General features: G+C 46.5%; 19 protein-coding genes and 1 pseudogene. 9 read left to right on the forward strand and 11 right to left on the reverse strand.

All coding sequences use genetic code 11. The features are described 5' to 3' along the window. Nucleotides 1-172: 172 nt before the first annotated feature. Nucleotides 173-613: a ProQ/FINO family protein gene (locus ACO0LB_RS11510; protein ID WP_423049237.1), complete on the reverse strand. Its 441-nt coding sequence runs from the start codon at nt 611-613 to the stop codon at nt 173-175. A 157-nt stretch (nt 614-770) separates the two neighbouring features. Further along, nucleotides 771-1,508, reverse strand: a complete 738-nt coding sequence (locus ACO0LB_RS11515; RefSeq protein ID WP_423049238.1) for an alpha/beta hydrolase — start codon at nt 1,506-1,508, stop codon at nt 771-773. A 393-nt stretch (nt 1,509-1,901) separates the two neighbouring features. Between ACO0LB_RS11515 and ACO0LB_RS11520 the strand changes: the two genes are divergently transcribed. Then, nucleotides 1,902-2,105, forward strand: a complete 204-nt coding sequence (locus ACO0LB_RS11520; RefSeq protein ID WP_423049239.1) for a hypothetical protein — start codon at nt 1,902-1,904, stop codon at nt 2,103-2,105. Between the two features lie 161 nt (nt 2,106-2,266). Here ACO0LB_RS11520 and ACO0LB_RS11525 read toward each other — a convergent pair whose 3' ends face one another. Then, nucleotides 2,267-2,923 (reverse strand): hypothetical protein, encoded by a 657-nt coding sequence (locus ACO0LB_RS11525; RefSeq protein WP_423049240.1) that lies wholly within the window; start codon nt 2,921-2,923, stop codon nt 2,267-2,269. 711 nt (nt 2,924-3,634) lie between these two features. After that, nucleotides 3,635-4,357: pseudogene (locus ACO0LB_RS11530) on the reverse strand (GNAT family N-acetyltransferase); the annotation flags it as partial. A 544-nt stretch (nt 4,358-4,901) separates the two neighbouring features. Between ACO0LB_RS11530 and ACO0LB_RS11535 the strand changes: the two are divergent. Both ACO0LB_RS11535 and ACO0LB_RS11540 read left to right on the forward strand, forming a co-directional pair. Next, nucleotides 4,902-5,102 carry a hypothetical protein gene (locus ACO0LB_RS11535; RefSeq protein ID WP_423049241.1) on the forward strand — a complete coding sequence of 67 codons (201 nt, stop codon included), beginning with the start codon at nt 4,902-4,904 and terminating at the stop codon, nt 5,100-5,102. A 25-nt stretch (nt 5,103-5,127) separates the two neighbouring features. Further along, nucleotides 5,128-5,643, forward strand: a complete 516-nt coding sequence (locus tag ACO0LB_RS11540; RefSeq protein WP_423049242.1) for a hypothetical protein — start codon at nt 5,128-5,130, stop codon at nt 5,641-5,643. 401 nt (nt 5,644-6,044) lie between these two features. On the opposite strand, the gene ACO0LB_RS11545 is transcribed toward ACO0LB_RS11540, so the two are convergent. The 4 genes from ACO0LB_RS11545 to acs form a co-directional block, all read right to left on the reverse strand. Continuing rightward, the gene (locus ACO0LB_RS11545; protein WP_423049243.1) at nt 6,045-7,226 is read right to left on the reverse strand and encodes an acetyl-CoA C-acyltransferase family protein; all 1,182 of its coding nucleotides are present in this window, start codon (nt 7,224-7,226) and stop codon (nt 6,045-6,047) included. Nucleotides 7,227-7,960: 734 nt separating this feature from the next. Then, nucleotides 7,961-10,102, reverse strand: a complete 2,142-nt coding sequence (locus tag ACO0LB_RS11550) for a TonB-dependent receptor family protein (protein WP_423049244.1) — start codon at nt 10,100-10,102, stop codon at nt 7,961-7,963. A gap of 164 nt (nt 10,103-10,266) precedes the next feature. Beyond that, nucleotides 10,267-11,238, reverse strand: coding sequence for a beta-propeller fold lactonase family protein (locus ACO0LB_RS11555; protein ID WP_423049245.1), 972 nt, complete (start codon nt 11,236-11,238; stop codon nt 10,267-10,269). Nucleotides 11,239-11,327: 89 nt separating this feature from the next. After that, complete coding sequence (gene acs / locus ACO0LB_RS11560; protein WP_423049246.1) at nt 11,328-13,307, reverse strand: acetate--CoA ligase; 1,980 nt, start codon at nt 13,305-13,307, stop codon at nt 11,328-11,330. Nucleotides 13,308-13,852: 545 nt separating this feature from the next. On the opposite strand from acs, the gene adh reads away from it, so the two are divergent. The 3 genes from adh to ACO0LB_RS11575 all read left to right on the forward strand — a co-directional run bounded on the left by adh (nt 13,853) and on the right by ACO0LB_RS11575 (nt 17,988). After that, complete coding sequence (gene adh / locus ACO0LB_RS11565; RefSeq protein WP_423049268.1) at nt 13,853-15,373, forward strand: aldehyde dehydrogenase; 1,521 nt, start codon at nt 13,853-13,855, stop codon at nt 15,371-15,373. Between the two features lie 93 nt (nt 15,374-15,466). Next, the gene (locus ACO0LB_RS11570) at nt 15,467-15,880 is read left to right on the forward strand and encodes a DUF779 domain-containing protein (RefSeq protein ID WP_423049247.1); all 414 of its coding nucleotides are present in this window, start codon (nt 15,467-15,469) and stop codon (nt 15,878-15,880) included. A 362-nt stretch (nt 15,881-16,242) separates the two neighbouring features. Next, nucleotides 16,243-17,988, forward strand: coding sequence for a PQQ-dependent methanol/ethanol family dehydrogenase (locus ACO0LB_RS11575; protein ID WP_423049248.1), 1,746 nt, complete (start codon nt 16,243-16,245; stop codon nt 17,986-17,988). 257 nt (nt 17,989-18,245) lie between these two features. On the opposite strand, the gene ACO0LB_RS11580 is transcribed toward ACO0LB_RS11575, so the two are convergent. Beyond that, entirely contained in the window at nt 18,246-19,316 is a 1,071-nt protein-coding gene (locus ACO0LB_RS11580; RefSeq protein ID WP_423049249.1) for a Gfo/Idh/MocA family protein, read from the reverse strand. Nucleotides 19,317-19,492: 176 nt separating this feature from the next. Next, nucleotides 19,493-20,677 (reverse strand): Gfo/Idh/MocA family protein, encoded by a 1,185-nt coding sequence (locus ACO0LB_RS11585; RefSeq protein ID WP_423049250.1) that lies wholly within the window; start codon nt 20,675-20,677, stop codon nt 19,493-19,495. A gap of 64 nt (nt 20,678-20,741) precedes the next feature. Between ACO0LB_RS11585 and ACO0LB_RS11590 the strand changes: the two genes are divergently transcribed. Next, entirely contained in the window at nt 20,742-21,668 is a 927-nt protein-coding gene (locus tag ACO0LB_RS11590) for a LysR substrate-binding domain-containing protein (RefSeq protein WP_423049251.1), read from the forward strand. Nucleotides 21,669-21,764: 96 nt separating this feature from the next. Here ACO0LB_RS11590 and ACO0LB_RS11595 read toward each other — a convergent pair whose 3' ends face one another. Continuing rightward, complete coding sequence (locus ACO0LB_RS11595; protein WP_423049269.1) at nt 21,765-23,651, reverse strand: sigma-54-dependent Fis family transcriptional regulator; 1,887 nt, start codon at nt 23,649-23,651, stop codon at nt 21,765-21,767. Between the two features lie 335 nt (nt 23,652-23,986). On the opposite strand from ACO0LB_RS11595, the gene pedF reads away from it, so the two are divergent. Both pedF and ACO0LB_RS11605 read left to right on the forward strand, forming a co-directional pair. After that, the gene (gene pedF, locus ACO0LB_RS11600; RefSeq protein ID WP_423049252.1) at nt 23,987-24,544 is read left to right on the forward strand and encodes a cytochrome c-550 PedF; all 558 of its coding nucleotides are present in this window, start codon (nt 23,987-23,989) and stop codon (nt 24,542-24,544) included. A gap of 18 nt (nt 24,545-24,562) precedes the next feature. Beyond that, nucleotides 24,563-25,420 (forward strand): substrate-binding periplasmic protein, encoded by an 858-nt coding sequence (locus ACO0LB_RS11605; protein WP_423049253.1) that lies wholly within the window; start codon nt 24,563-24,565, stop codon nt 25,418-25,420.

Consider the following 25,420-nt stretch of genomic DNA (forward strand, 5'->3'; position numbering starts at 1 on the left):
GATGCATAAAAAAACCCGCATCACGCGGGCTTTTTTTATTTTTCACTCTTCAGATAAGTTCATCCAGAATGATCTAACATTCAATATTTCTGCGACAGTTACCGCATTCCCGATCACTAGTATTACTTAAAACAGGAAAAAGACGTTGTTTGATAAACAAACGTTTCAACAATTATTTAGCGAATTTCTGTGCAAGCTGATTCATTTTTTCAGCACGCTTTTTTAATGATTCTGCTTCGGCGGCTTCGGCTTTCTTTTGACGCTCAAATTCTGCTTGTAATTTGATCCTCTCCGCATTTTTCTTTGCACGTTCTTTCAGCAAATCTTCTGCATGTGCCTTATGTTCGTCAGTAATCGTATCTGTAGGATTACCATCCAAATCAAAACGTGTACTGGCTTTAGCGATTTTTTGCAGGTATTTCGTCGATTTTGTGTGGTAAGCCAACGCCATCCTCAACGCTTTGCGGTTGGTATCCGGTAATTTCGCCAGGATTTGCTTGTCAATTCCGATGGTCAAAGGTTCATTGTTGAGAAAAACCGGAAATGCTTCCTTCAGCGTTTTAAGCAACTCCTGAGGAACAGAGACTGGTATTGGCGTACTTTTAATATTCATGAAAAATCGAACGAAGATTGTGGCGTAATCCGATAGCATAACATAGCCAGCGCGTTGCCTGACGGAATGAAGGTGAGCGATGCTTGCACCACATCAAATTCCTGTATCGATCATGCAATAAAAATATCAACCGTGAATCGTGATCAGTAAACCATTTTTACTGATTACCAATGATCCAGTCCGAAATAATTTGTACTGCCTCTTTTTCCATGCCGATAAAACCATGCCAATGATTTCCAGCACAGACATCGCCAGAGGGATTCCCACCGCCATCAACAAAAACAAGCTTTTTCGCAGGTGCATTGACCAGTCCACGGATAACAGAAGGCACAGCACTTGGCGGACACTGGACACAAGCATCTTTCTGATGATGTAAAACTAATGTCGGAACTCGAATAGCTGACAACTCCTGAGCATTAACCGCTCCCGTTTTTTTGATATTCACAATACTGGATGTGAGTACCAGTCCCGCGATTCCTATATCTTGATATTTAATGGCAGTAGCGGTTGCAGACACAGAACCCCGACTCGTTCCAATTATCCATAATGGGGCAGAACTCAGTGTCTTGACATACTTCAGCACTTCCTGCACATCCACCATGTGTGAGTCACTGATGCGATCGGCATATCCGAGATCGTCAGAATCACTTGGACGGCCAAAAATCGCTACATTGAACTGATGAGAGGTGAAATAGGATTCAGAGCGTACAAGAAAATTGTTACTTCCTGGCTTACCGTTTTCAATTTTGCCAAAACCTCCGCCACTACCCGGAAACAATACTACTGTTGCCTTTGCCTGTTCGACTGGCTCCCAGAAGAGCGTTGTTTTTACCTCTGGACGAGTAGGTATTTTAAATAACACACCATTTGCGTACAAGGTAGACGAGTAAATCATACACGCCACTAAAAATATTCGTTTATATAGAGATGCCATCTGAGTGTTTGCGCCGAATGTAAAGTAAGCAATAGCTCTATTTTAAGCTCTTCAAACTGACTATTTTCAAGTCTGTGCAACACACTCCCTACCTTCACGCGATGTCGTTTGCCAGTCAACGTCTTCATATACATACGAATCAACATAGCTACCTGACCTTCGATAGGTACTCGATCAAAACTGGCACTCAGACAATATTGACTCAGCTTGATGAAATCGGCGTTTAGCCCAAAACATACTGTAAAAAATATCAAAATATTTTAGTAATGCCGTCAACCAAAGTTTTGATAGACCGTTATTAGCAATGCATACGGTATCAATCAGTGCACCCAACCACAAATAAAGGAAATTAAAATGAAAAAACTGATCTCTGCTCTCATCGTTAGTCTGTTTGCTGTTTCCGCATTTGCTGCGGATGCACCGGCACCAGCCGCATCTGCACCAGCTGCTGCATCTGCTGAAGCATCAGCACCGAAAGCAAAAAAAGTTAAAAAAGCGAAGAAAGCGAAAAAAGCTGATGCTAGCGCATCTGCAGCCGCACCAGCAGCATCCAAATAAGTATGAAACTAATCCTCACTTTGCAGTGAGGAAACGCAAAAAAGCCCTGCATACCACGCTGGGCTTTTTTGCGTGTGTGTCACAAAAAAGCAGGAACATTGCAATAGTACGAAATCAGACGATCAAAATTGCATCATCAACTATGCAACAATTAGACTGAGCTATTTTTTTCTTTTGATCCGCCTGTTAAGAACTTCCCATACTGGCGTTGACGAAGTACTTAGTTTAGATCTGATATTCTCAACAAGAGAAACTGCGTATTCTGGCTGACACGCCCCTGACTGCACCATCAATGCAGTAGCTCCCTCAGCAATACCAATCGCACGCTCTTTCGAGATCAGCGATGTTGCATACCCCTTTTCCATTTCCTGCATTACTTGTTCAAGCACTGCACGCATGGAATTCTGCGCTTCAGGCAATATGCCAAACTGTTGCCAGTCAATGACTTTGGCAGGGTCTTGTATGTAATAGTCAAATAAATCTTCGAGTCGCTTTGTGTAACGGCTATCGATCTCCAGATGATTCAATAGTTCCAACGCCAGTTTTAGCGACTCATACCCACCTGCCTCTGATACTCTGCCGGACTTCTTTACCAGTGACAAATTACACTTACCCAGTTGTATCACAAACGCTTCTATGGCCTTTAGTTTAAGGGCGTCTTTGTTAACTCTGTGTTGCACATGTCTGAGATATTCGGATTTTTCTGCCATATAAGCCCATTGCTCAAAACTCGGGACAGATAAGTCTCCCCTATCCCAGTTTTCAACCAAAAGCTCATATTCCTCCATCAAATTGATTTTATTTTGCAGGGCATCCATAGTAATTACATCGACTGATCTGATTCAGTTCTGAATATTGGGGAGGTTTCTTGCCATTGCTTGAAAGCAAGCGATAACTGAATAAGATGAAATTTCATTTTTTCACTTGCTGGATGCCAACAAAAAATCATTCTGATGTTGGTAATAGCGTTGATCTTGAATTGAATCCACTAATTGCCGGGCTTTTCGTCGTTGGACTTGTATCTTGCTATAGGTTTCCGTCGGCATTGGGTTGTGTGTCATTAACTCTTTCATGGAGGCCGTGTGAAAATCACCTCTGATACTTAAATTTTTTGCCACCTTGTCAGTCCTCATCATCGATAGATTGCGGTGAAAAAATAAACAACGATTCACTTAATGCAACAAAAACAACATAAATAATTTTCAACTATATCTCTGCGCCACTCTTTTTGTAACTTCTTTCATGCCATTGATAAATAGTTGACTGTGATTTTTAGCTTAAAACGCCATACGATAAATATGTTGGGTAATTTTCTGACATCTAATTATTCTAACCTCAGTATATGACCATCTGATGGCATACAAAAATGACCGTGAGAAAAGTGATACATCGGCAGCCAATACACAACAGGGATGATGAATCATGTTCAGTACCAGCGATCAATCAGCGCTTTGCCTTATTCCCTGCTTCAATTCGCCCTACAATCAATAACATCAACATTATTATCTGATGGTCGTGATGATTCAGTCGTCTTTGCTAGCGATGCGCCGCTCTCTTAACTCTGATAGCGAACTATGCTGCCGCCCCTGCAGATCAAAATTCTCCGCGGAGAGCCAAAGTTCAAATGCTTTTCTGATCACTGGCCATTCACTATCAATGATGGAAAACCAGGCAGTATCCCGTGAACGCCCCTTATAAACGATGGCCTGCCGGAAAATTCCTTCAAAACTAAAACCAAAACGATTTGCGGCCTGGCGTGATGGCATATTCAGACTGTCGCATTTCCATTCATATCGACGATACGCTAAAGTATCAAATGCGTATTGCATCAGTAAAAATTGAGCCTCCGTTGCAGCAATGGTTCGTTGCAGTAAAGGTGAATAGGTAATGTGTCCGACTTCAATAACTCCGTTGATCGAGTCAATGCGCATCAATGCCAGAGTTCCAACGGCGCGCTGCGTTTTATGGTCAATGACAGCAAAATGTAAAGGATCTAGGCTCATTGAAGCTTTTGCAAGATACGCTTGATATTCAGCGAGCGTAGCAAACGGCTCGTGCGGAAGATAAGTCCATAAATGTCCGTCCTCAGCTGCGCGATAGGCGAGGAACAGATTCTCCCCATGCGCTGCCGGATCTAATGGTTCCAGATGACAGTAATGTCCTTGCAAAGTAATTTTGGAAGGTTTCGGTCTCTCTTTCCAGTCGAGAACCTCCTCACCGATTGCTTGCCCATACTGGTTTGTTCTTGTCATGAAATATCAGTCTTTCTTTCATAGAAAAATCCATGAAAAGCTTCATGGCATGATCAAAAATATCACACTATGATCGATTTATAACGCCAAGAAGCATCTCGCTATGCGAACTGTATGCTTCTTACCACTGTGTGCCAATGGATATACCAGCTGAACAAACCATGCTTCTGTAGCAGCGTATGGTTCAATGATAAATATCAAGCATCTCAACAGCTAATGCGACGTGGTTAAAAATAGGTCACGCTGCCAATAGAGACACCATAATTGATGTCAAGCTGCCGTTGCGTGTTTACTTTGTTGTCAGCTTTATTATTAAACAACATAGCACCTTCACTCACAAAATCCAGTCAAAGAAGTGTCAATCGCCCGGCCTTGAAAACAACAAACTGAAATAATCGAGTAGGGCAATAAATTACCAACTTGGAATGAAATTTTAATATTAAATATCAACAATATCAGATCACTTTACAATTGAAATTGTCGTATGAAAATTGCTTTTCGATATTTTTTGCACAGTAGTTGTATCAGCCTATGTAGTTTGCTGATGACACCAGTATTTGCCAAAACGATCCCCTCCCCTCCGGAGTCCATCGAAATTATGGTGGAAGATGCTGCTGATCCATTTTCTAAAGCTGATGGCACTGGTTATGCAAACGATCAGGTGGTGGCGGCATTTTCCGCTGTCGGTGTTGACATCAAATTCAATGTCGTACCTTACGTAAGGTGCAAAAAAAATGACGCTTGATGGTTTTGCTGTTGCATGTATGAACATGAGTTGGGATCAGAAATTTTCGGGAAAAATCATCTTTGGTGATTCGCCATTATTTTCTGTCACACCAACGTACTATGAACGAATTCAACACCCGCTTACCGCCAGAAGCGAAGTTGACCTCGGCAAAGGAATCGTGATTGATATCGTGCATGATTATGAATATCCCCGGTCGGTCATGCAAACCCAGTCACGCGGTGCAACATTCGATCATGCACGTAGCGAGCAAGGCAATCTTAAAAAACTCGTAGCTGGCAGAGTCAACACTGCACTAGTGATGAATAATGAACTTGATACAGAAAATTTCCCCATCGAAGATAGCGATATACGACAACAAGTACGTGTCGCGTTTCATAGCACGTCGAATCAACATTCTTATATAGGTTTCAGCACGCAGCATCCACAAGGCTTATGGGCATTAGAAAAATTTAAGCACGGTATGAGAATCATCAATGCAGATAAAGAATTGAAAAAACGTCTCAAAGAAAAGTGGGAGAAATCTTCGTCAAAAAAGTAACTATTGCCTACGAGCCTGATGAATACAGGTCTAATTCAGTCTGAGGTAAAAACTTGTTTATCGTTGTGAATGTCTTCTTGTCATATCGACGACTTTACAAGCCCTCGGCGTATTTCAAAAAATTAAGTAAAAAAAAGCCCACAAATTTGTGGGCTTAAATCCAAACCTTTTGCGGGTCCGGAGGAGACAAATACACTTTACCGCAGCGCAGCAAATCTCTCCAATTTCAAATTACCATATCGACTATTCATAACAGATATATCTTCATCCGTACTGACTCAAAGATAAACCTACTTGCATATCGTTCGTGGCTCAACGCAGCATCATTTGGTGAGTGCACTAACGATTCACTTAACACTGATTGGAATGAGCAAGATGCCGAAAGTTATTTATCTTGCTGATCAGATACGCTCAAAAATAACTGCGATTCCCTGACCACCACCTATACACATAGTCACCAGCGCATATTTTCCATTGGTGCGCTGCAATTCATAGATCGCCTTAGTAGCAATAAAAGCACCAGAGCAACCAACCGGATGACCGAGAGCAATAGCACCACCATTCGGATTGGTTTTTGCCGGATCGAGGCCAAGTCCCTTATTGACAGCAATCGCTTGCGCTGCAAATGCTTCATTCGCCTCGATCACATCCATCTGATCGAGTGTCAAACCTGCTTTTTTCAGTGCAAGCTTAGACGCAGGTATGGGTCCTTCCCCCATGATCTCGTTAGGAACCCCAGCAATCGCGTAAGAGACCAAGCGGGCAATTGGTGTCTGATTCGCTTTTGCTGCCGCAACCGCATCCGCCAATACAAAAAATGCTGCGCCATCATTAATACCAGATGCGTTTCCGGCCGTCACCGTCCCCTCTTTTTTGAAAGCAGGCTTCATTTTTGCCAACGCTTCCAGCGTGCTGTTTGACTTAACATGCTCATCCGTATCAAACACCACTTCACCCTTTCGTGTTTGCTGAACAATCGGCACAATTTGTGATTTGAAACGGCCTTCGGCTACTGCAATGCTGGCACGGCGTTGAGATTCCAGTGCAAAGGCATCTTGTTCTTCGCGAGAAATATTCCATTTGGTAGCAAGATTTTCTGCTGTAATCCCCATATGGCCGACACCAAAAGGATCAGTCAATACCGCCACCATCATATCAATGGCTTTGGTATCGCCCATTCTGGAGCCACTACGCAGCGCTGGCATCATGTAACTGCCGCGTGACATGACTTCCACGCCACCGCCAATACCATACTCAAAATCGCCGAGCAGAATGTTCTGCGCCGCAGTCACGATCCCCTGCAAACCCGATGAACATAGGCGACTGACTTGCATCGCAACAGAATCCATTGGCAATCCTGCCTGGATAGAAGCAACGCGGGAAACATACGCGTAACGTGAATCCGTTGGAATGCAAGTTCCCACAACAGCATTGCCGATCTGCTGAGGATCAATGCCAGAACGGGCAATTGCTTCCTTCATCACGATACCTGCCAATTCTGCTGGCTCCATAGTGGAAAGTGAGCCTCCAAAAGTACCAATAGCAGAGCGGGCGGCACCTAATACAACGACTTCTTTACTCATGTGAACTCCATTCAATCATTAATATGCTTATTTAATACGGCTTATTTAATCAATCTGATGAGCACATAAAAAACACGTCATCAGACCTTATTTCATGATTCGCATTGCAGAATGCTGCTTTTTTAACAGCATACCAACTGATCGTCGTTTGGATTAAACGCGCCATCTTTGGGGATAAGGATAATTATCCAGAATTGTTCAAGTACCTATTGTCTTTAACATTCATATATATATCAGGATTGATGTGCATTTTCCAATGTCAGCCTGATTATTTCAGAACACCGAAATCACGCCAACGCGGTAGCACTCAGGAATTCAGTTAATTTCAACTTGGAATCCGATGAGAAAACACCCATGACAATATACTGACGAATCATATCGTGTCGGAAGGAGTTAGGTACTTACCAACAACTCGTAGTTGCGCTGACGACCAGAATGCTCCTTAGTTTTATGCGTACTCACCATAATAATATCTGTCATAGTTAAGAATACGTAAGGCCTGCAACATCAAAGTAATAATTACAGGATAGAGATAGAGGAATAGTTACTTTTCACAATCATTTATCAAAAATTAAAAATATATAAAATTAACTTTACATATTATTTAATACATCGTTTTATCCCAGGTAGCAGGCTTTAGTGGTGTATAAAAAAACAAATTCACATCATGAAAAAGCCCGGCCTGTCGATGAGTCAGGCCGGGCTTTTCTATTGATATCGTCGATGCGTGACAGTTACATCGCTGCTCTCAAACCAACGAACCAGCGGCGGCCTGGCGCAGCTTCGTAATAACGACTATTGCCATCATTAACGATGACCGAGCCGGCGTATTTTTTATCCAGTACATTATCGAGTCGGCCAAATAAAAATAATTTCGTTTTACCAAGGCGGAAGCCATAGCTGCTGCGGATATTCAAAATACCGTAGCCTGAAGCGACATCACTGTTCACATCATTCACATACACTTTGCTCTCCGTTTTCCATTCCAGTGCCGCACTCAATGCATCATTAAACTGATACTGAGCGTCAGCAAATAAGCTATGTGAAGGAGCACCAGGTAAGCGATTACCCGCAGCAATCATCACATTTTGTGCATTGACATAGGACTTCTGAAAACTGGCATCCAGCCAGGTATAAGTAACATGGGTCGTCAGCTTTTTCGCAAAAAGTGCAGGCTGACTCCAATTAGTCTGCCATGACACTTCTGCACCGCGTCGCTCTACGCTGTCTACGTTCTGATAAATCGAGCGGCCATTTAATACCAACGAAGGCACAATTTCATTGCTACTACGGGCACTGAAGACAGCCATATCCAGCGTGTGGTCGCCACTGCGTATCTTCGCACCCACTTCCGCTTGCGTACTGGTTGATGGCAATAAACCGAGATTAGGCCCGGTTCCGTTCGAACGATAAGCAACTTCTGCCAGAGTCGGTGTTTCAAAGCCTTTACCCATGTTAGCGTACAGATTCATGTCATCGGTCACCTGCCAGATCAGGCCAACAACCGGACTGGTATTGTGATACTCCACACTGCCGCTGTCATTTGGACTAGCCGCCGTGATGTAATGATCATCCACCTCCAACTTCACACGACTGTTACGAATACCTGCCGTAGCTCTCCATTGCGGTGCAAATGTCCAGTCCATCTGAGCAAAAAAATCAAGATTTCTGGCTCGGTCATCCTCATTCCGCCGGACATCGCCCGGTGTACCAGCGTTGTTCACAAACCCACGGCGCAGCTCATGTAGCTTATCCGTTTCTACACCGACAACCCAGTTCAGAGGCAAATGATTGACCCGCATTTTATGCGTCCAGTTCGCGCCTGCGCCGCTGTAGTCACGGTCCAGATCGACCACGCCACCAGCCGTATTCAACGCAACGCCACTGAGGCCCAGATATTGCGTTAATTGACGCTGTCCGCCGTAGAGTCTGGCATTCAAGCTATCGCTATCCGATAATTGATGATCAACAACCAGACCCGCCTGTTTTTGGGTGATTGTTTTACGGGTATCAAACGATAACGCAGCGGCAATCACCTGCCGAGGATTCTTTTCAAAATCAGCCCTGGTCAGCCCCAGAGGGTCTTGTGCCTTGGGTTGATCAAATTGATTCAGGACTGCCGTCACTGTTGTATCCGCAGAAGGGCGCATAACCAGCTTGGCAGCCAGTTGCGTCCGTTCAGCGGCACTATGATCACGTGAGCCATCGGTCGTGAATTTTGACACGTCGATCATTCCACCTATCGTATCGTTACCCGCAGCAAATGCGGCGCCTGTCTGACGCTGTCCATCTGATCCCGCCCCGACACTGACCATGCCTGTCGTTGCTTCGCCCGCACGTGGCGGATTCCGGGTAAACACCTGAACGACGCCACCAGCAGCGTTACCATACATCTGCGCCATTGGTCCACGCAAAACCTCGATACGCGATGCAGCCGTCAGACTGGCAGTGGCCGCCTGCCCTTGACCATCAGGCATCGTTGCCGGAATTCCATCAACCAATATCCTGACACCACGAACACCAAACGTAGAACGTGTGCCAAATCCACGTACGGAAACCTGCAAATCCTGTGCATAATTCTCACGATTTCTGACTTGGACACCCGGAACAGCTGACAGTAATTCGGATAAATTCACTAATGGCGTAGTGGCACTGAAGCTATCAATCTGCACCACATCAATCGCCGCTGCCGCATCAAATCGACTCTGTGCCGAACGATTGGCACTGACAACTACCTGAGGTAATACCGTCGATGAAATCGACGGTGATTGTGCATCAGTTTGTGTTTGTGCCTGGGCGAGTGACATGCTCAGCGCAACTGCGACAGCAAACGCACATGGCAACATCGGTGGCATAGCTTGGGAAAGATTTTTCATTGTTTGTCTCTTATTTTCTATGTTTTATGTATTACTTCATCTGACTTTGTTCATATCGCTTACTTCACAGCGCCACTTCAAGTCAGTTACTTAATATCATTTGTTAGCACGCCACTCTTGATCTGCTTTTGATCTTCTTTTGAGTGCCAGACGCTATGTAGTCACTACTTGATGACAACACCCCAGGGCAATTTGCCGACAGCAACGTCACGCAGCCTGGTGTTTAGTTGCGTATCGATGACGGATACGCTATTGGAACGGCCATTAGCAACATACAATTTTTTACCGTCTGGTGTCAGTGCCATATTCCATGGCCGCTGACCAACGGCAACGGTCGCAACAATCTGGTTATTTGTTGTATCAATCACAGAAACACTCGCAGCGCCTCCATTGGATATGTACACTTTGCTGCCATCCGGGTGTACAGCAACGCCATTGGCACGCACACCTGCCTTGATTTTTGTCATGATGGAAAAATCACGTGTATCAATCACATAGACTTCACTACTGTTTTCGGTAGCAACATACGCACGGCTGCTGTCCGGCAAAAAACCGATACCACGTGGTCGTGCACCGACTGGCACCTGAGCAACTTGTTTGCGGCTGGAAAAATCGATGATATCGATAGCATCCCCTTCTTCTGCGCTAACAAAAATCAAACGACCATCAGGGCTGAAAACCGCATGTTCAGGATTTTTCCCTTTGACTGGAATAGTAAATGCCAGCTTATTTATACGGGTATCAGTGATCGCGACCTCATTTTTTTCTTCCACAGCAGCCACAACCCAACGCCCATCCGTTGAAATGGACACCCCTTCCGGAGATTCACCTAATGGAATACTGTGTGCTTTGGTACGAGTACGCATGTCAATCAATTGCAGGCTGTTATTTGGCTGATCGCTGACGTAGAGCCAGTGCTGATCGCTACCTGCAGCTAAGCCACGTGGTTTCTTGCCTGCGGGTATTTCCGCTACGACGCTGTCATCAGCGGTATCAATCACTGTGACCGTACCCGTACCTTCATTCGGAACATAAGCAAACGGTGCAGCCACAGAAAGAATCGGCAATGCTGCCAAAATAGCCGCAACATATCTGCGTTTGAGTAAACGATCAACAATGATCTGATGACTAAACATGACAACTCCCGTTAAAAGCAGACTCCAGAAAAAGCACTGAATATCTGCATCAATCAATAAAAAAGGCACAGCGCCAGGCTGGATGAAATTTATTGCGCCTGACTCAATTGCTCCAGAATCGCTGGATTTTCCAGTGTAGAAATATCTTGCGTAATGCTTTCTCCCTTCGCCAGCAAACGCAACAAACGTCGCATAATCTTTCCGGAACGGGTTTTTGGTAAATTATCGCCAAACCGGATTTCCTTAGGTTTGGCAATCGGACCAATTTCTTTGCCAACCCAGTTGCGTAATTCCTGCGCGAGTTTTTTCGCATCATCACCGACAGGTCGCGCCTGTTTCAACACAACAAAAGCACAAATGGATTCACCAGTCGTGTCATCTGGTTTACCTACCACGGCAGCTTCTGCCACCAACGGGTGTGCAACCAGCGCGGATTCAATCTCCATCGTTCCCATCCGATGACCAGACACATTCAGGACATCGTCAATACGCCCTGTGATCGTAAAATAGCCTGTCTCTGCATGACGAACCGCGCCATCGCCAGCCAGATAAACCTTACCGCCGAGTTCTTCCGGAAAATAACTTTTCTTATAACGCTCAGGATCGTTCCAGATCGTTCTGATCATTGATGGCCATGGCCGGGTTACTGCCAGCAAACCACCTTGTCCATTCGGTAATTCATGACCGGTTTCATCGACAATCGCTGCCATAATGCCCGGCAACGGTAACGTGCAGGAACCCGGCACCATCGGCGTTGCTCCTGGCAATGGCGTGATCATGTGACCGCCTGTTTCTGTCTGCCAGAACGTATCCACAATCGGGCAACGCTCACGGCCAATATTTTTATAGAACCACATCCACGCTTCCGGATTAATAGGCTCACCGACTGAGCCCAGCAAACGTAAACTGGACAAGTCGTAGTGGCTTGGATGGAATACAGGATCGAGATCAGCAGCCTTGATCAGCGAGCGAATCGCAGTCGGTGCTGTGTAAAAAATTGTTGCCTTGTGCTTTTGTATCATGCTCCAGAAGCGTCCTGCGTCCGGATATGTAGGAACACCTTCAAAAACAATCTCGGTCGCGCCTACTGCCAGCGGACCATAAGCGATATAACTATGACCAGTCACCCAACCGATATCCGCAGTACACCAGAAAATATCCGTTGGTTTGATATCAAAGCTCCACTTCATCGTCAGCATGGCCCACAGCAAATAGCCACCGGAAGAATGTTGCACGCCTTTTGGCGTACCAGTAGAACCTGATGTGTAGAGAATAAATAATGGATGCTCAGCACTTACCCATTCCGGTTCACAAATGGCATCCTGATCACGGACCAAATCCTGCATCAGGATATCCCGACCACTGACCATCGCAACATCAGTACCAGTGCGTTGATACACGACTACATGGCGCACAGCGTCGCAAGCGCCCATAGCTAATGCCTCATCCACAATCGACTTCAGTGGTAAAGATTTACCCCCACGCACTTGCTGATCGGCAGTCACCACCACCACTGCACCGGCATCCACAATGCGCTCCTGTACCGACTTGGCGCTGAATCCACCAAAGACAACGGAATGAATCGCACCGATACGGGCACAAGCCTGCATGGCGACGATGCCTTCTACGGACATCGGCATATAAATGACAACACGATCACCTTTTTGCACACCAAGTGATTTCAATCCATTAGCGAAGCGACAGACTTTCTGATGCAATTCGCGATAACTGACATTGGTCACTTCTCCGCCATCCGCCTCAAAAATAATCGCCGCTTTATCTGCATTGCCATTATTCAGGTTACGGTCAAGACAGTTGTAGCTGACATTGAGCAATCCATCTTCAAACCATTTATAAAATGGCGCTTCGGATTCGTTCAATGTTGTTGTGAATTCCTGTTTCCAGAGCAGATTTTCTTTTGCCAGGCGGTTCCAGAATCCCTGGTAATCCTGCGCAGCCTCGGCACACAATGCGGAATAAGCAGGCATCCCGGAAACAGTGGCATTGTTGATGAAATCATCAGAAGGCATGAACGTAAGATGTTCAGTACGAATGGTGTCTGTTGTCATGTTTTTATACTTTTATGAAGAGAAAGAATGAATTTACCTTGTTGGCTAATACGCAAAAGCCATGCCATTCATCTGAAACTCAATCGAAATTGATCCGGCATTCATCTGGTGCTGCTTCTGAATTTTGCCTTCAGCCTCGACACACCTTCCCCACTTGCTCGTTCCGTCGTCATCCGATCAACAGCCACAAACTTCATGCTGAAGGATGCGGCATCTGGTATGACAGAAAATATATTTTTTGATCATTTTCATTTCCAAAAAATATAAGTGACACAATTTGGAACACTTTTTACGCCACCTGTTCGAAAAAAATACAGTGTCAGCAAAAGTTCCTGGAACAGCTACTTTTGGCAGCTTCAATGTCAGGTTTTCATAGACAAGCTGGTGCTGGCAAAGTCGCTTCCACCGCACCTTAAGCGACATGGCACACAGATTGCTCAATAGCTGTTGTGCTCAGAATACTGATGCAACAGATGAACAGATCAACGTAATTAAAAAACCATAGCGATGGCAAACATGCCTGAGCCAACTTAAACAGGAGAACTATCATCACTACCTCAACAGACTTCCTCGGCGTGAAAAATCCTTTTGCGCAACGCTACGACAACTTTATTGGCGGCCAGTTTGTTGCTCCGGTAAAGGGTGCGTATTTTGAAAACGTCAGCCCTATCAATGGCAAAGTATTTTGCGAAGTGGCCCGCTCTACTGCAGAAGACGTAGAACTGGCACTGGATGCAGCTCATGCAGCTAAGGCAAGCTGGGGTAAGACATCACAGGCAGAACGCGCGAATATCCTGAATAAGATCGCTGATCGTATCGAAGCCAACCTGGTCACTATCGCTACTGCAGAAACAATCGATAACGGTAAGCCTATCCGCGAAACCATGGCCGCAGATATTCCGCTGGCGATTGATCATTTCCGTTACTTTGCCGGTTGCATCCGTGCGCAGGAAGGTTCTGTTGCTCAGATCGACTCCGAAACTTACGCTTATCATTTCCATGAGCCACTCGGCGTTGTTGGTCAGATTATTCCGTGGAATTTCCCGATTCTGATGGCGGTATGGAAGATGGCGCCAGCATTGGCTGCCGGCAACTGTATCGTGCTGAAACCAGCTGAACAAACACCAGCATCGATCATGGTGTTGATTGATATCATCAAAGATCTGTTGCCAGCAGGTGTATTGAATGTTATCAATGGCTTTGGTCTGGAAGCAGGCAAGCCACTAGCGTCCAGCAAGCGTATCGCCAAAATCGCCTTCACAGGCGAAACCGGCACTGGTCGTCTGATCATGCAATACGCAGCGCAAAATCTGATTCCAGTCACGCTGGAACTGGGTGGAAAATCACCAAACATTTTCTTTGCAGATGTGATGGATCAGGACGATGCATTCTTTGATAAGTGTCTCGAAGGCTTTGCGATGTTCGCGTTGAACCAAGGTGAAGTCTGTACCTGCCCTTCCCGCGTATTGATTCAAGAATCGATTTACGAGCGTTTCATGGAGCGTGCAGTCAAGCGTGTTGCCGCCATCAAACAAGGCAATCCACTCGACAGCTCAACCATGATCGGTGCGCAAGCATCTCAGGAACAGCTCGAAAAAATCCTGTCCTACATGGATATCGGCAAGCAAGAAGGCGCTACATTACGTATTGGTGGCGCTCGTCAGCAACTGGGTGGCGACTTCGAAGGCGGCTACTATGTTCAGCCGACTATTTTTGAAGGCAATAACAAGATGCGCATCTTCCAGGAAGAAATCTTTGGCCCAGTCGTGTCTGTCACCACCTTCAAAGATGAAGCCGAAGCACTGGAAATTGCCAATGATACGTTGTACGGCCTTGGCGCTGGCTTGTGGACTCGTGATGGCTCCCGCGCTTTCCGCGTAGGTCGTGGCATACAGGCTGGTCGTGTCTGGACTAACTGCTATCACCTGTATCCTGCTCACGCAGCATTTGGTGGCTACAAGCAGTCTGGTATCGGCCGTGAAAATCATAAGATGATGCTGGATCACTACCAACAAACTAAAAATCTGCTGGTCAGCTATAGCCCGAATGCTCTCGGATTCTTCTGATTCAACTTTGTTGCTGACAAAGTAATGCACTGACTGACCGCAGACCCGGCTCCTTACCGGCTCTGCGGTTTTTTTCTGGATACTGAGATGATAATGAACACCATCAACAACATCGTTGCTACAGAAGACGCCATATCTCTGCTCATGAGCCTCAAGAATCAATACGGACCATTGATTCTATTGATGTCTGGCACAGTTGAAGAAGGTAGTTTGCCTATGTGCTATCAGCAGCATGAACTGCATCTCGGTCCAGACAGTATTTATGTCGGAGAAATAGGTGACACTCCTTTCTTCATGACGTCTGAGCAGCTGTCATACTGGAAAGATACGAACCTGAAAATTGATATCGCTCATATTGAAATGAATGTCGATACCGATGTCAACGTGGATGAGGAAATCAGTTCTTTTGACGACGCTATCAAAAGACGTTTCCTGACTTGCTCTGACATGTGTGATGAAGAAGAAAATTTATTATTGGAAAAATTTTTTCTGCCGGGCCGCAGATAACAACTAAGCTATTTCAATCTTACTCATAAGCTCCTAACAACACGCTCATCAATACACGCATCGTCATACAGAAGCCGCTATCACGCGGCTTCTTTGCTTTTCAGGATTGGAATGTATCTCCTGTAGAAACAGAGAAAACAAGGTATCAGGTGTTTCATCGGCATCTGTCATGTTTTGAAACACTGCCCATTTTTGACGCAACATTTATTCTGAAAAACCGTCTTTTTTCGCCCTTTTCAGCATGATTAACGCAGAAAAAAGATGGCACGCAGATTGCGTAGTTAAGCGCAGGGGTTGATCTGATCAAGACAGTACCCTCAAAAAAATGACTCATAGAGCCACCAATAAAATAGGAGCAGCATATGTACAAGAAAATATTAGGGACACTGATTCTAAGCACGCTTTCCGGAGCCATGACGGCACATGCCGCAGGTGTCACGGATGCGATGATTGCGAATGACGCAAAATCTGGCAATGACGTTTTATCTTACGGTATGGGTACTGAGGGTCAACGTTATTCTGCGCTGACACAGATCAATACCAAAACCGTTTCCAAGTTAGTACCGGCATGGTCATTTTCTTTTGGTGGTGAAAAACAGCGTGGACAAGAATCACAACCATTAATCCATAACGGAAAAATGTTTGTCACAGGTTCCTACTCACGTATTTTCGCTCTGGATATGAAGACCGGTGCCAAATTATGGAAGTACGAACATCGTCTTCCTGAAGGCATCATGCCTTGCTGCGATGTGGTAAACCGTGGTGCTGCCCTGTATGACAATCTGGTCATCTTCAGCACGCTGGATGCCCAATTAATCGCTTTGGATCAGGATACAGGTAACGTCGTCTGGAAAGAAAAAGTGGACGACTATGCAGCTGGCTACTCTAACACTGCTGCGCCGCTGATCGCCAAAGGTCTCTTGCTGACAGGTGTATCCGGTGGTGAATTTGGTGTCGTTGGCCGCGTTGAAGCCCGCGACCCACGCACAGGACAATTGGTATGGGTGCGTCCTACAGTCGAAGGCCACATGGGCTATAAATTCGATAAAGACGGCAAAAAAACAGAAATCGGTATTTCTGGCACGACCAATAAAACCTGGCCTGGTGACTTGTGGAAAACGGGTGGTGCAGCAACCTGGCTGGGCGGTACATTTGATGCAAAAACTGGTCTGGCCTACTTCGGTACTGGCAACCCTTCTCCATGGAACAGCCATTTGCGTCCTGGTGACAACCTCTACTCCTCTTCCACTGTGGCGATCGATGTGGCGACTGGCCAGATCAAATGGCATTATCAGACAACGCCGCACGATGGCTGGGATTATGACGGCGTGAATGAGTTTGTCACTTTTGACATGGGTGGAAAACGTCTGGGCGGAAAAGCCGACCGTAACGGTTTCTTCTACGTGATCGATGCAACGACAGGTAAGCTGGAAAATGCCTTCCCATTCGTGAAGAAAATTACCTGGGCAACCAGTATTGATTTGAAAACTGGTCGTCCTAATTTTGTTGATGCCAATCGTCCTGGCGATCCGACAAAAGGTGATGGAAAAACAGGCTCGACGGTCTTTGCTGTTCCGTCTTTCCTCGGTGGTAAAAACCAGATGCCAATGGCATATAGCCCTAAGACCAATCTGTTCTATGTGCCTGCCAATGAATGGGGCATGGAAATCCACAATGAGCCAGTCACTTACAAAAAGGGCGGTGCTTATCTGGGTGCGGGCTTTACCATCAAGACATTGCATGATGACTACATCGGTGCTTTGCGCGCGATGGATCCTAAAACAGGCAAAATCGTTTGGGAAAACAAAAATGCCGCTCCACTCTGGGGTGGTGTCATGTCTACAGCTGGCGATCTGGTCTTTTACGGAACACCAGAAGGCTTCCTGAAAGCACTTGATGCACGTACAGGTAAAGAACTGTGGAAATTCCAGACTGGCTCCGGCGTAGTTGCTCCTCCAATCACTTGGCAAGAAGGTGACACACAATATGTTGCCGTTGTCTCCGGTTGGGGTGGTGCAGTTCCTTTGTGGGGCGGTGACGTTGCCTCTAAAGTTAACTACCTGGAACAAGGCGGTTCTGTATGGGTATTCAAGCTTGCATCTAAATAAGATTTTGCTGAACTCCATTTCATAGTCACGATTGCGAAGCGATCCGGAATTGGTCTCTCCACCTCTTCCGGCTTTGGCTGGCAGATTACTCTGCCAGCTTTTTTGTCATTCGAACGCAAAAAAAACAACGAGGAGCCGATAAAGCTCCTCGTTACACAAATCCTCGTTACACAAAATCACCTGTTCACTTTCACCGAGTCACTTCATCAACACAACAGGTGCCCAACCGCTGTCATGACCGGGGCAATCTCCATTGATTATCCCTCCAGATACACTACCTGCCCTGTACGCGCCGCATCAATAATTGCCTCGGTTATTCGCAGATTGAGTAAGCCATCCCGGACAGTCACCAAAGGCTCAGCGTCGCCCTTTATTACGCGGATAAAATGCTCCATCTGTAACTTCAATGGATCAGCTCTGACCAGTCCAACTGTTCCCACTTCAAATTCCTTCCACCAAGAACGATCTTCAGGACGCGGATAGGTTTTCAAACGCATTGTTGGTATCGATAAGCTACCATTGGTTCCCGTAACGACATAGCAGTCTTCATCGTGATAGCTGGCATAAGCTTTGTTTTCCTGTGACGTCTGCTCCCAGCTGCGGGCACAGGCAGCGGTATCTGACAACATGAAATTTCCCAGAACACCGTTAGCAAATCTCAGATTAATCGCCACTGTATCTTCCACATCAAATTGACGGGTAGCGTGGCTGGAAAATGCCTGTACCGCGACGATATCGCCGCAGAGCACGCGCAAATTATGCACTTCATGAATCATATTCAGCAGCAAAGGGCCACCACCCACCTGTGCCCGCCATGGTCCATCCCGAAAATACTGATCCGGTTTCATAAATGTCGCGCTTCCCATGACGCTGACCAGCGTTCCTAACTGACCAGAAGCGATCACTTGTCTGGCCTTGTGCATAATCGGGCTATGCGCACGATGATGTCCTATCAGTATTTTTGCACCCGTTTGCTGACTGATCTTGAGTAGGGACTCGCCTTCAGCCACTGAAGTCGCTACAGGTTTTTCCAGCAAAACAGGCAAACCTGCACTGATACATTGCAATGCTTGCGGCACATGCAACGGGTTCGGCGTCGCCAACACAATCGCATCGGGCTGACCCGATGCCAGCATGTCATCGATAGAGGAAAAACAGCGAACACCAGCCTGTTTTGCCAGTATCTGTGCGGCTGGCGATGGATCGACAATGCTGGCAAGTTCTGCCTCTACGCAGGCTTGTATCACGGCAATATGCGCCTGACCAATCACGCCTGCGCCGGCAACACTGATCCGTTTTTTACTGTTTTTAAGATGAGAATCTTGCACTGCTTATCTCCTGATGCCCACGATTGGCGATGGATATATGTGATGAGTATCAAATAATCCGGCATCTGTCAGAAAAACAGCTGCCAGATAAAAACGCGGTATAAAAAGAGGCAGTACCCGGAAATGAAGTCGGAACGTCGTCAGTGCTCATCAGTTCCGGTCAGTGCTCTTTCGTGCTATTCGGCACCAGCTAGCGACGTCCAACTGCCGTTTTCCCGTTGTGATTGCGTGCAAGCGGCAATGAAACGCATACCGGCAACGCCATCAGCAATACCAGGACACAATCGTGCGCTATCCGCCGCAGCACGACCAGCGCGGCGGGCACGTATCAGTTCTGCCGCATCGCTGTAGATATTGGCAAAGGCTTCCAGCTGCCCTTCTACCTGCCCTGCTTTCATTCTGGTGGCAGCCGCAGCATCTTCACCTAACCATGCTTCTCCGCGTCGTAAAATGAAATGCGGAGCGTGTTGTGGACGTATCACCAGCAGATCCGGATCTTCCTGATGCCAGGAAAGAGAGCCGGTTGAACCAAACACACGGATTTGTAACCCCTGGCGATGCCCGGCAGCCACAAAACTGGCCCATAACATGCCGCGGACACCTTCGTTCAGTCTTAACAGCACGTGTGCATTATCATCAGAGACCCGACCTGGCACCATCGTCGTCAGATCGGCACAAACTTGCTCAACTTCCAGTCCCGTCACGAAACGCAGCAAATGATGGGCGTGTACACCAACGTCTGCTAATATCGCAGAGGCACCAACTGTATTGGCATCGGTTCGCCAGGCCATGCGTTTCAGACCTTGTTGTTCCAGTAAATCAGCACCAAAGGCACCGGCATGCTCTACCTGCACCAATCGGACCTGGCCAATCTCGCCTGCTGCAATACGTGCACGAGCTTCCCTGGCCATAGGAAAACCACTGTAGTTATGAGTCAATACAAAGGTACAGGAATGTTCGGCTACATATTGTTGCAAGCTCAACGCTTCGTGGAGATTGGTCGCCAATGGTTTGTCGCAAATGACATCGATGCCATGTTCAATGAAGACGCGGCTGACAGGCACATGCAACATGTTCGGCACCATAATGACTGCGACGACAATGCCGTCAGCCCGCTGTGATTCGCTCTCAGCCATCTGCTGATAATTGCTGTAGATACGATCCTCCGCAATACCATAAGCGCGCCCGGCGGCAAAATTACGTTCAGGGTTAGAAGAAAATACACCTGCGACTAATTGATAATGACCATCAAGTTGGGCAGCGTAACGATGGGTGGCAGCGATTCCCGATTCAAGACCTCCTCCGATAAATCCAAGAGGTAAGCGTTCTGAAGGGTTGGCAAGTGTTTGATGTGTTTTCATACAACCAGAATACTATGAACCAAATTAATTTCCATTAGCGGATAACGTCATTTACAATTCACTTATGGTGAATAATAAATGGGATTTAGTGGATTTAAGAGTGTTCTGCCAAGTGGCGCAACGCTCCAGCTTTGTCGCCGCCGCGTCGCATCTGGGCATTTCGCCTGCGTATGTCACAAAACGCATTCTGAATCTGGAAAAAGCGCTGGGTGTCAGCCTGTTCCACCGGACAACACGCAGGGTGCTGATCAGCGATGCTGGTGAGGCGGCCTATACCTGGGCAAAAAAAGTGCTGGCTGCCGCAGATGAATTCGGCGAAATTGCTGGTGGTCCTGACGTTGCTCCCTCGGGATTACTTCGTATCAGCAGCAGCTTACGACTGGGACGCAACCATATTTCTCCAATACTGGCATTGCTAAATGAGATGTATCCGTCGCTGGAAATATGGCTGGAACTGATGGATCGCCGGGTTGATATGCTGGGTGAAGGATTTGATATTGATGTCCGGATGGGCGACGTCAATGAGCCACATCTGATCGCCCATCCGGTTGCCAGCAATGCACGAGTGCTTTGCGCTGCTCCGGGGTATCTGTCAAAACGAGGGCGTCCGAAATGTCTGGCAGACTTAACCAGCCATGACTGTCTGCTATATCGCGATCGGAATCAGACCTTTGGTGTCTGGCGCATGTCGGGGCCGAATGGTCTGGAGTCAACCAAGGTCACAGGCCCCATGGGGTCGAATCATGCTGATATCGTGTTGAATTGGGCGTTGGAAGGACGTGGCATCATTTTACTTGCCAGTTGGGACGTTGCCGCTTTGCTCAATAGCGGCAAGTTAGAACGGGTACTACCGGATTATCACCAGCCAGCCGATATTTGGGCAGTAACACCTGCGCGGCTTGATACATCCACCAAATTAAGAATCTGCACGCAATTCCTGATCAGTCACCTGCGACAAGGTCCGCATGCGGTTAATACTTCTATACGCTGAACGGATCAAAGCATCACGGTAGATGCTGTCGCTGATGAATGACAGCATCCGGCACACATATAGCGTAGTAGTACGCTGATGAACAAACGATCAAAATCAAACGGGTTGAATTTTCCGATAGATAGTATTGCGTGATACACCCAGTGCACGCGCAGTCGCAGACACGTTACCGCTATGTGCTTCCAGCGCTTTCTGTATCACTGATAACTCCACGTCTTCCAGCGTGCTGCCACTGCTGACGGCAGTTTCGGTCACGACTTTACTGTTACTCGTCTGAATCAAGGCAACATCTTCCAGGAAGTCGTCAGGCAGATGTTCCATTCTGATTTCATGATCATCGCCAGCCATCACCATGGCAGTACGCAATAAATTGGTCAACTGACGGAAATTACCTGGCCAGTTGTGTGCACGGAACATACGCATGATTTCTGGAGCAATGACGTAGCGATGACCATTACCCTCTGCCAGCAATAACTTTTCGATCACCACCTCAAGATCAGTACGTTCCCGCAAAGGAGGTAATTTAACCACCAGCCCATTCATACGATAATAAAGATCGTCCCGGAACTGATTTTTTGCGATCATCTCCCGCAAATTACGGTTAGTTGCGCAAGTCAGCGCCACATTCACGGGTATCGATTTAGTACTACCCAAAGGGGTGACCATACGTTCTTGAAGTACACGCAATAATCTGGCCTGTAAATTCAGGGGCATATCACCGATTTCATCCAAAAACAGCGACCCACCATTCGCTTGCAGAATCTTCCCGATACTGCCCTTCTTGCGCGCACCGGTAAATGCGCCATCCTCGTAACCAAATAATTCAGATTCGATCAGATTTTCTGGAATAGAGGCGCAGTTGACGGCAACAAAAGGACCATCTTTGCGTGGTGAATCATTATGTATCGCCTGAGCCAGCAACTCCTTGCCTGTCCCTGTTTCACCAGTGACCAAAATAGAAATATCGCGACCGATTACTTTTTTCAGTTTATCAATCACAATCGCCACCTGCTCGTCACCTGTATTCAGATAACGCAGACTCGACAACCGGGTTTTCGTCTGTGCGGATGCCGCTTGCTGCGCCTGAGTAGCGCCGTTGGCATCCTTCTCACGAACGTTGTCCATCGTGTGCTGAAAATTTTTGTTCGATACACGCAAATCGCTACATTTGCCATAAACTCGCACGCCGCTATGCAAACACAAGCTTAGTAAACCGGGAGACGACGTCCGGTAGTGATCAAATAAAGACGAGATCGGCAAGCCAAATAAAGAACTGAACGTATGCGTCTGTAATGCCGACATGGGCAATCCCAACTGGAATAAACCACTTCGACTCGCTGACAAAAACTGACCACCGGGGGTAAAACAAGCGATCCCCTCCATCAAGGTTCCCAAAAATTCCGGACGGCTATGGAAATGGATTTTGATCGAATCCTGAAACGATGAAGCAAACAGCTGGTTTTCTATCATCTGTGCTGACATGCGTACCAGTGCCATGGTGTGACGATGAAAATTATGCTGGTCACCAGTAACGTCAAGTACACCAATGACATTGCCAATCACATCGAAAATCGGGGCAGCAGAGCAAGTAAGAAACCGGTTTGCTTCCAGATAATGTTGATCTGCATGAATAATCGTCGGCGCCTTTTCTGCAATAGCAGTGCCAATAGCATTGGTACCTTTGCTCTGCTCAGACCACGCAACACCTGGATTCAAAGCAACCCTGTCAGCCTTTTCTAAAAAATCAGCGTCACCCAGTGTATGAAGAATCCGTCCATTCACATCCGTCAATATCACCATATTGTGTGTATTGATGATTTGCTCATACAGGGTTTCCATCACGGGAGCAGCATGAGTATGTAATACCCGGTTTTGCTCAAGTAACAAAGCAAGATCACTTTTACCCAGTGAGCCAAAGTCCGGCTCGGCACTTCTGGGAATGCCGTAACTTTCTGATCGCTGATGTGCTTGTTCTATTGTCATACCATCTGCTGACGCAGGAAATGTGCCAAGTTGAGCGATGGTCTTGTGCGCTGATACCTTGCCGACATTGAGCGGGACTCCTTGATTAAACTGGCTACCCATGAATTGTCTCCCTGATGAAATAACGAGTTCTTAGGTGACTCGTTTTTAGTCTGATTTATATTCTTTTTTATCAACGATGCTTCTGATCAGCATTCTGGTTTGTCTCGAAATGCAACACTGTTCAGAATTGAAACACGTATTTTCGAATAAAACTTCTATTTATAAGTATGGTATTACATGGCACGTAGTTTGCGTTAGCTCAATTATCTATTTTTTAAATAAGGTAATGAAAAATGAAAACTGCAAAGACCATCCTCATCTCCCGCCTGGCTATCGCTCTCTCCTGCACATTCAGTGCACTGGCATTTGCTCATGGCGACGTTACTCCACAATCCGTTGATACCAAAACATTACCTACACTCGGTGAACAATGGCGCGAGGAAAATCCTTACAGAAGCAATAAAGAAGCCATCCGTGTGGGTGATTCCGCATTCGCACAAAACTGCGCCCGTTGTCATGGTCTGCAAGCGGTATCCGGTGGAATTGCTCCTGACCTGCGCATGCTTGATCGTGACTGCCTGACGCAAAAAGATGAGAACAAAAAGAAGGCTTGCTTCAAAGAAGTCGATGGATATTTTTCCATGTCAGCACGCCGTGGCAAAACTCGTAACGGCGCAGTCTACATGCCACCATTTGAAGGCATTCTGAATCAGGAGGCCATCTGGTCAATCAAAGCTTATCTGGAAACAGTTCGTATCATGCCAGCTGTCGCCAACGCACAACCTGCCGCTGCACAACCGGCCTCAAAATCAGCCTCGACAGAAAAAACATCCACCAAGAAAAAACTGTAATTAAAGAAAGTAAAAATCATGTCTATTTTTTCCATATCTGCAGCGAAACGAATCAGCTTTTTTTGCACCTGTCTGTTGGCGTTAATGATGGTGACTCCGGCGCATGCTGATATGGAGAAAATCATGAAATCGGGCGTCTTGCGCGTTGCGGTGTACGATGATTTTCATCCGTTTTCAATCCGCGTCAAAGGTGACAATGCCGGACAAGGAATTGATATTGATATTGCCGCTGCGCTCGCAAAAAAGTTAGATCTGAAACTTGCATTATTACCCTTCCCTCCGGGTGAAGGACTCAATGATGACTTACGCAATATGGTCTGGAAAGGCCACTATCTTGGCTATGGCCCGGCCGATCTGTTAATACATGTTCCCGTAGATATGCAATTGATGCGAGAAAACCCGCAGGTCACCATTTTTGCTCCGTATCATACGGAAACCGTCAGACTGGTACGCAATATTGCTTCAGTGCCCCAATTCAATGGATTACCTTCTATGGCTGGTAAAAAAATTGGCGTCGAAAAAGTCTCTATCGGTGCGGTGGTATTACTCGGCGAAGAGGACGGCAGATACCGCAATGATGTGAAGATATTTACGACACCAATTGAAGCACTCGAAAAACTGAAAGCAGGTGAGCTCGATGGCGTTCTGGCAAACCGTTCTGAAATTGAATCAGTTTTGCATGATGATCCCCGTTTTGAAATGAGCGAGGTCGCTTTTCAGCGACTGCCAAGAAAAGGTTGGACGATAGGCATGGCTGTTAAAAAAGATAATCAAGAACTGGCATCTCGCTTACAAGCAGCAATGAACGACTTATTTGCATCTGGTGAAATGCTACGTATCTTTGCCAAACATCATGTACAGATCGTCAAGCCATAG

This window comes from Undibacterium sp. SXout7W, assembly GCF_049339385.1.
GTDB lineage: Bacteria > Pseudomonadota > Gammaproteobacteria > Burkholderiales > Burkholderiaceae_D > Undibacterium.

Bases quoted from the DNA above. Each gene is read 5' to 3' on its own strand.
- ACO0LB_RS11595 (WP_423049269.1), bottom strand. From the start codon at position 23,651: ATGACAATAGAACAAGCACATCAGCGATCAGAAAGTTACGGCATTCCC.
- pedF (WP_423049252.1), top strand. From the start codon at position 23,987: ATGAAAACTGCAAAGACCATCCTCATCTCCCGCCTGGCTATCGCTCTC.
- ACO0LB_RS11515 (WP_423049238.1), bottom strand. From the start codon at position 1,508: ATGATTTACTCGTCTACCTTGTACGCAAATGGTGTGTTATTTAAAATA.
- ACO0LB_RS11540 (WP_423049242.1), top strand. From the start codon at position 5,128: ATGAGTTGGGATCAGAAATTTTCGGGAAAAATCATCTTTGGTGATTCG.
- ACO0LB_RS11585 (WP_423049250.1), bottom strand. From the start codon at position 20,677: ATGAAAACACATCAAACACTTGCCAACCCTTCAGAACGCTTACCTCTT.
- ACO0LB_RS11555 (WP_423049245.1), bottom strand. From the start codon at position 11,238: ATGTTTAGTCATCAGATCATTGTTGATCGTTTACTCAAACGCAGATAT.
- ACO0LB_RS11510 (WP_423049237.1), bottom strand. From the start codon at position 613: ATGAATATTAAAAGTACGCCAATACCAGTCTCTGTTCCTCAGGAGTTG.
- ACO0LB_RS11545 (WP_423049243.1), bottom strand. From the start codon at position 7,226: ATGAGTAAAGAAGTCGTTGTATTAGGTGCCGCCCGCTCTGCTATTGGT.
- ACO0LB_RS11570 (WP_423049247.1), top strand. From the start codon at position 15,467: ATGAACACCATCAACAACATCGTTGCTACAGAAGACGCCATATCTCTG.
- ACO0LB_RS11535 (WP_423049241.1), top strand. From the start codon at position 4,902: ATGACACCAGTATTTGCCAAAACGATCCCCTCCCCTCCGGAGTCCATC.
- ACO0LB_RS11590 (WP_423049251.1), top strand. From the start codon at position 20,742: ATGGTGAATAATAAATGGGATTTAGTGGATTTAAGAGTGTTCTGCCAA.
- ACO0LB_RS11520 (WP_423049239.1), top strand. From the start codon at position 1,902: ATGAAAAAACTGATCTCTGCTCTCATCGTTAGTCTGTTTGCTGTTTCC.
- ACO0LB_RS11575 (WP_423049248.1), top strand. From the start codon at position 16,243: ATGTACAAGAAAATATTAGGGACACTGATTCTAAGCACGCTTTCCGGA.
- ACO0LB_RS11550 (WP_423049244.1), bottom strand. From the start codon at position 10,102: ATGAAAAATCTTTCCCAAGCTATGCCACCGATGTTGCCATGTGCGTTT.
- ACO0LB_RS11525 (WP_423049240.1), bottom strand. From the start codon at position 2,923: ATGGATGCCCTGCAAAATAAAATCAATTTGATGGAGGAATATGAGCTT.
- ACO0LB_RS11605 (WP_423049253.1), top strand. From the start codon at position 24,563: ATGTCTATTTTTTCCATATCTGCAGCGAAACGAATCAGCTTTTTTTGC.
- acs (WP_423049246.1), bottom strand. From the start codon at position 13,307: ATGACAACAGACACCATTCGTACTGAACATCTTACGTTCATGCCTTCT.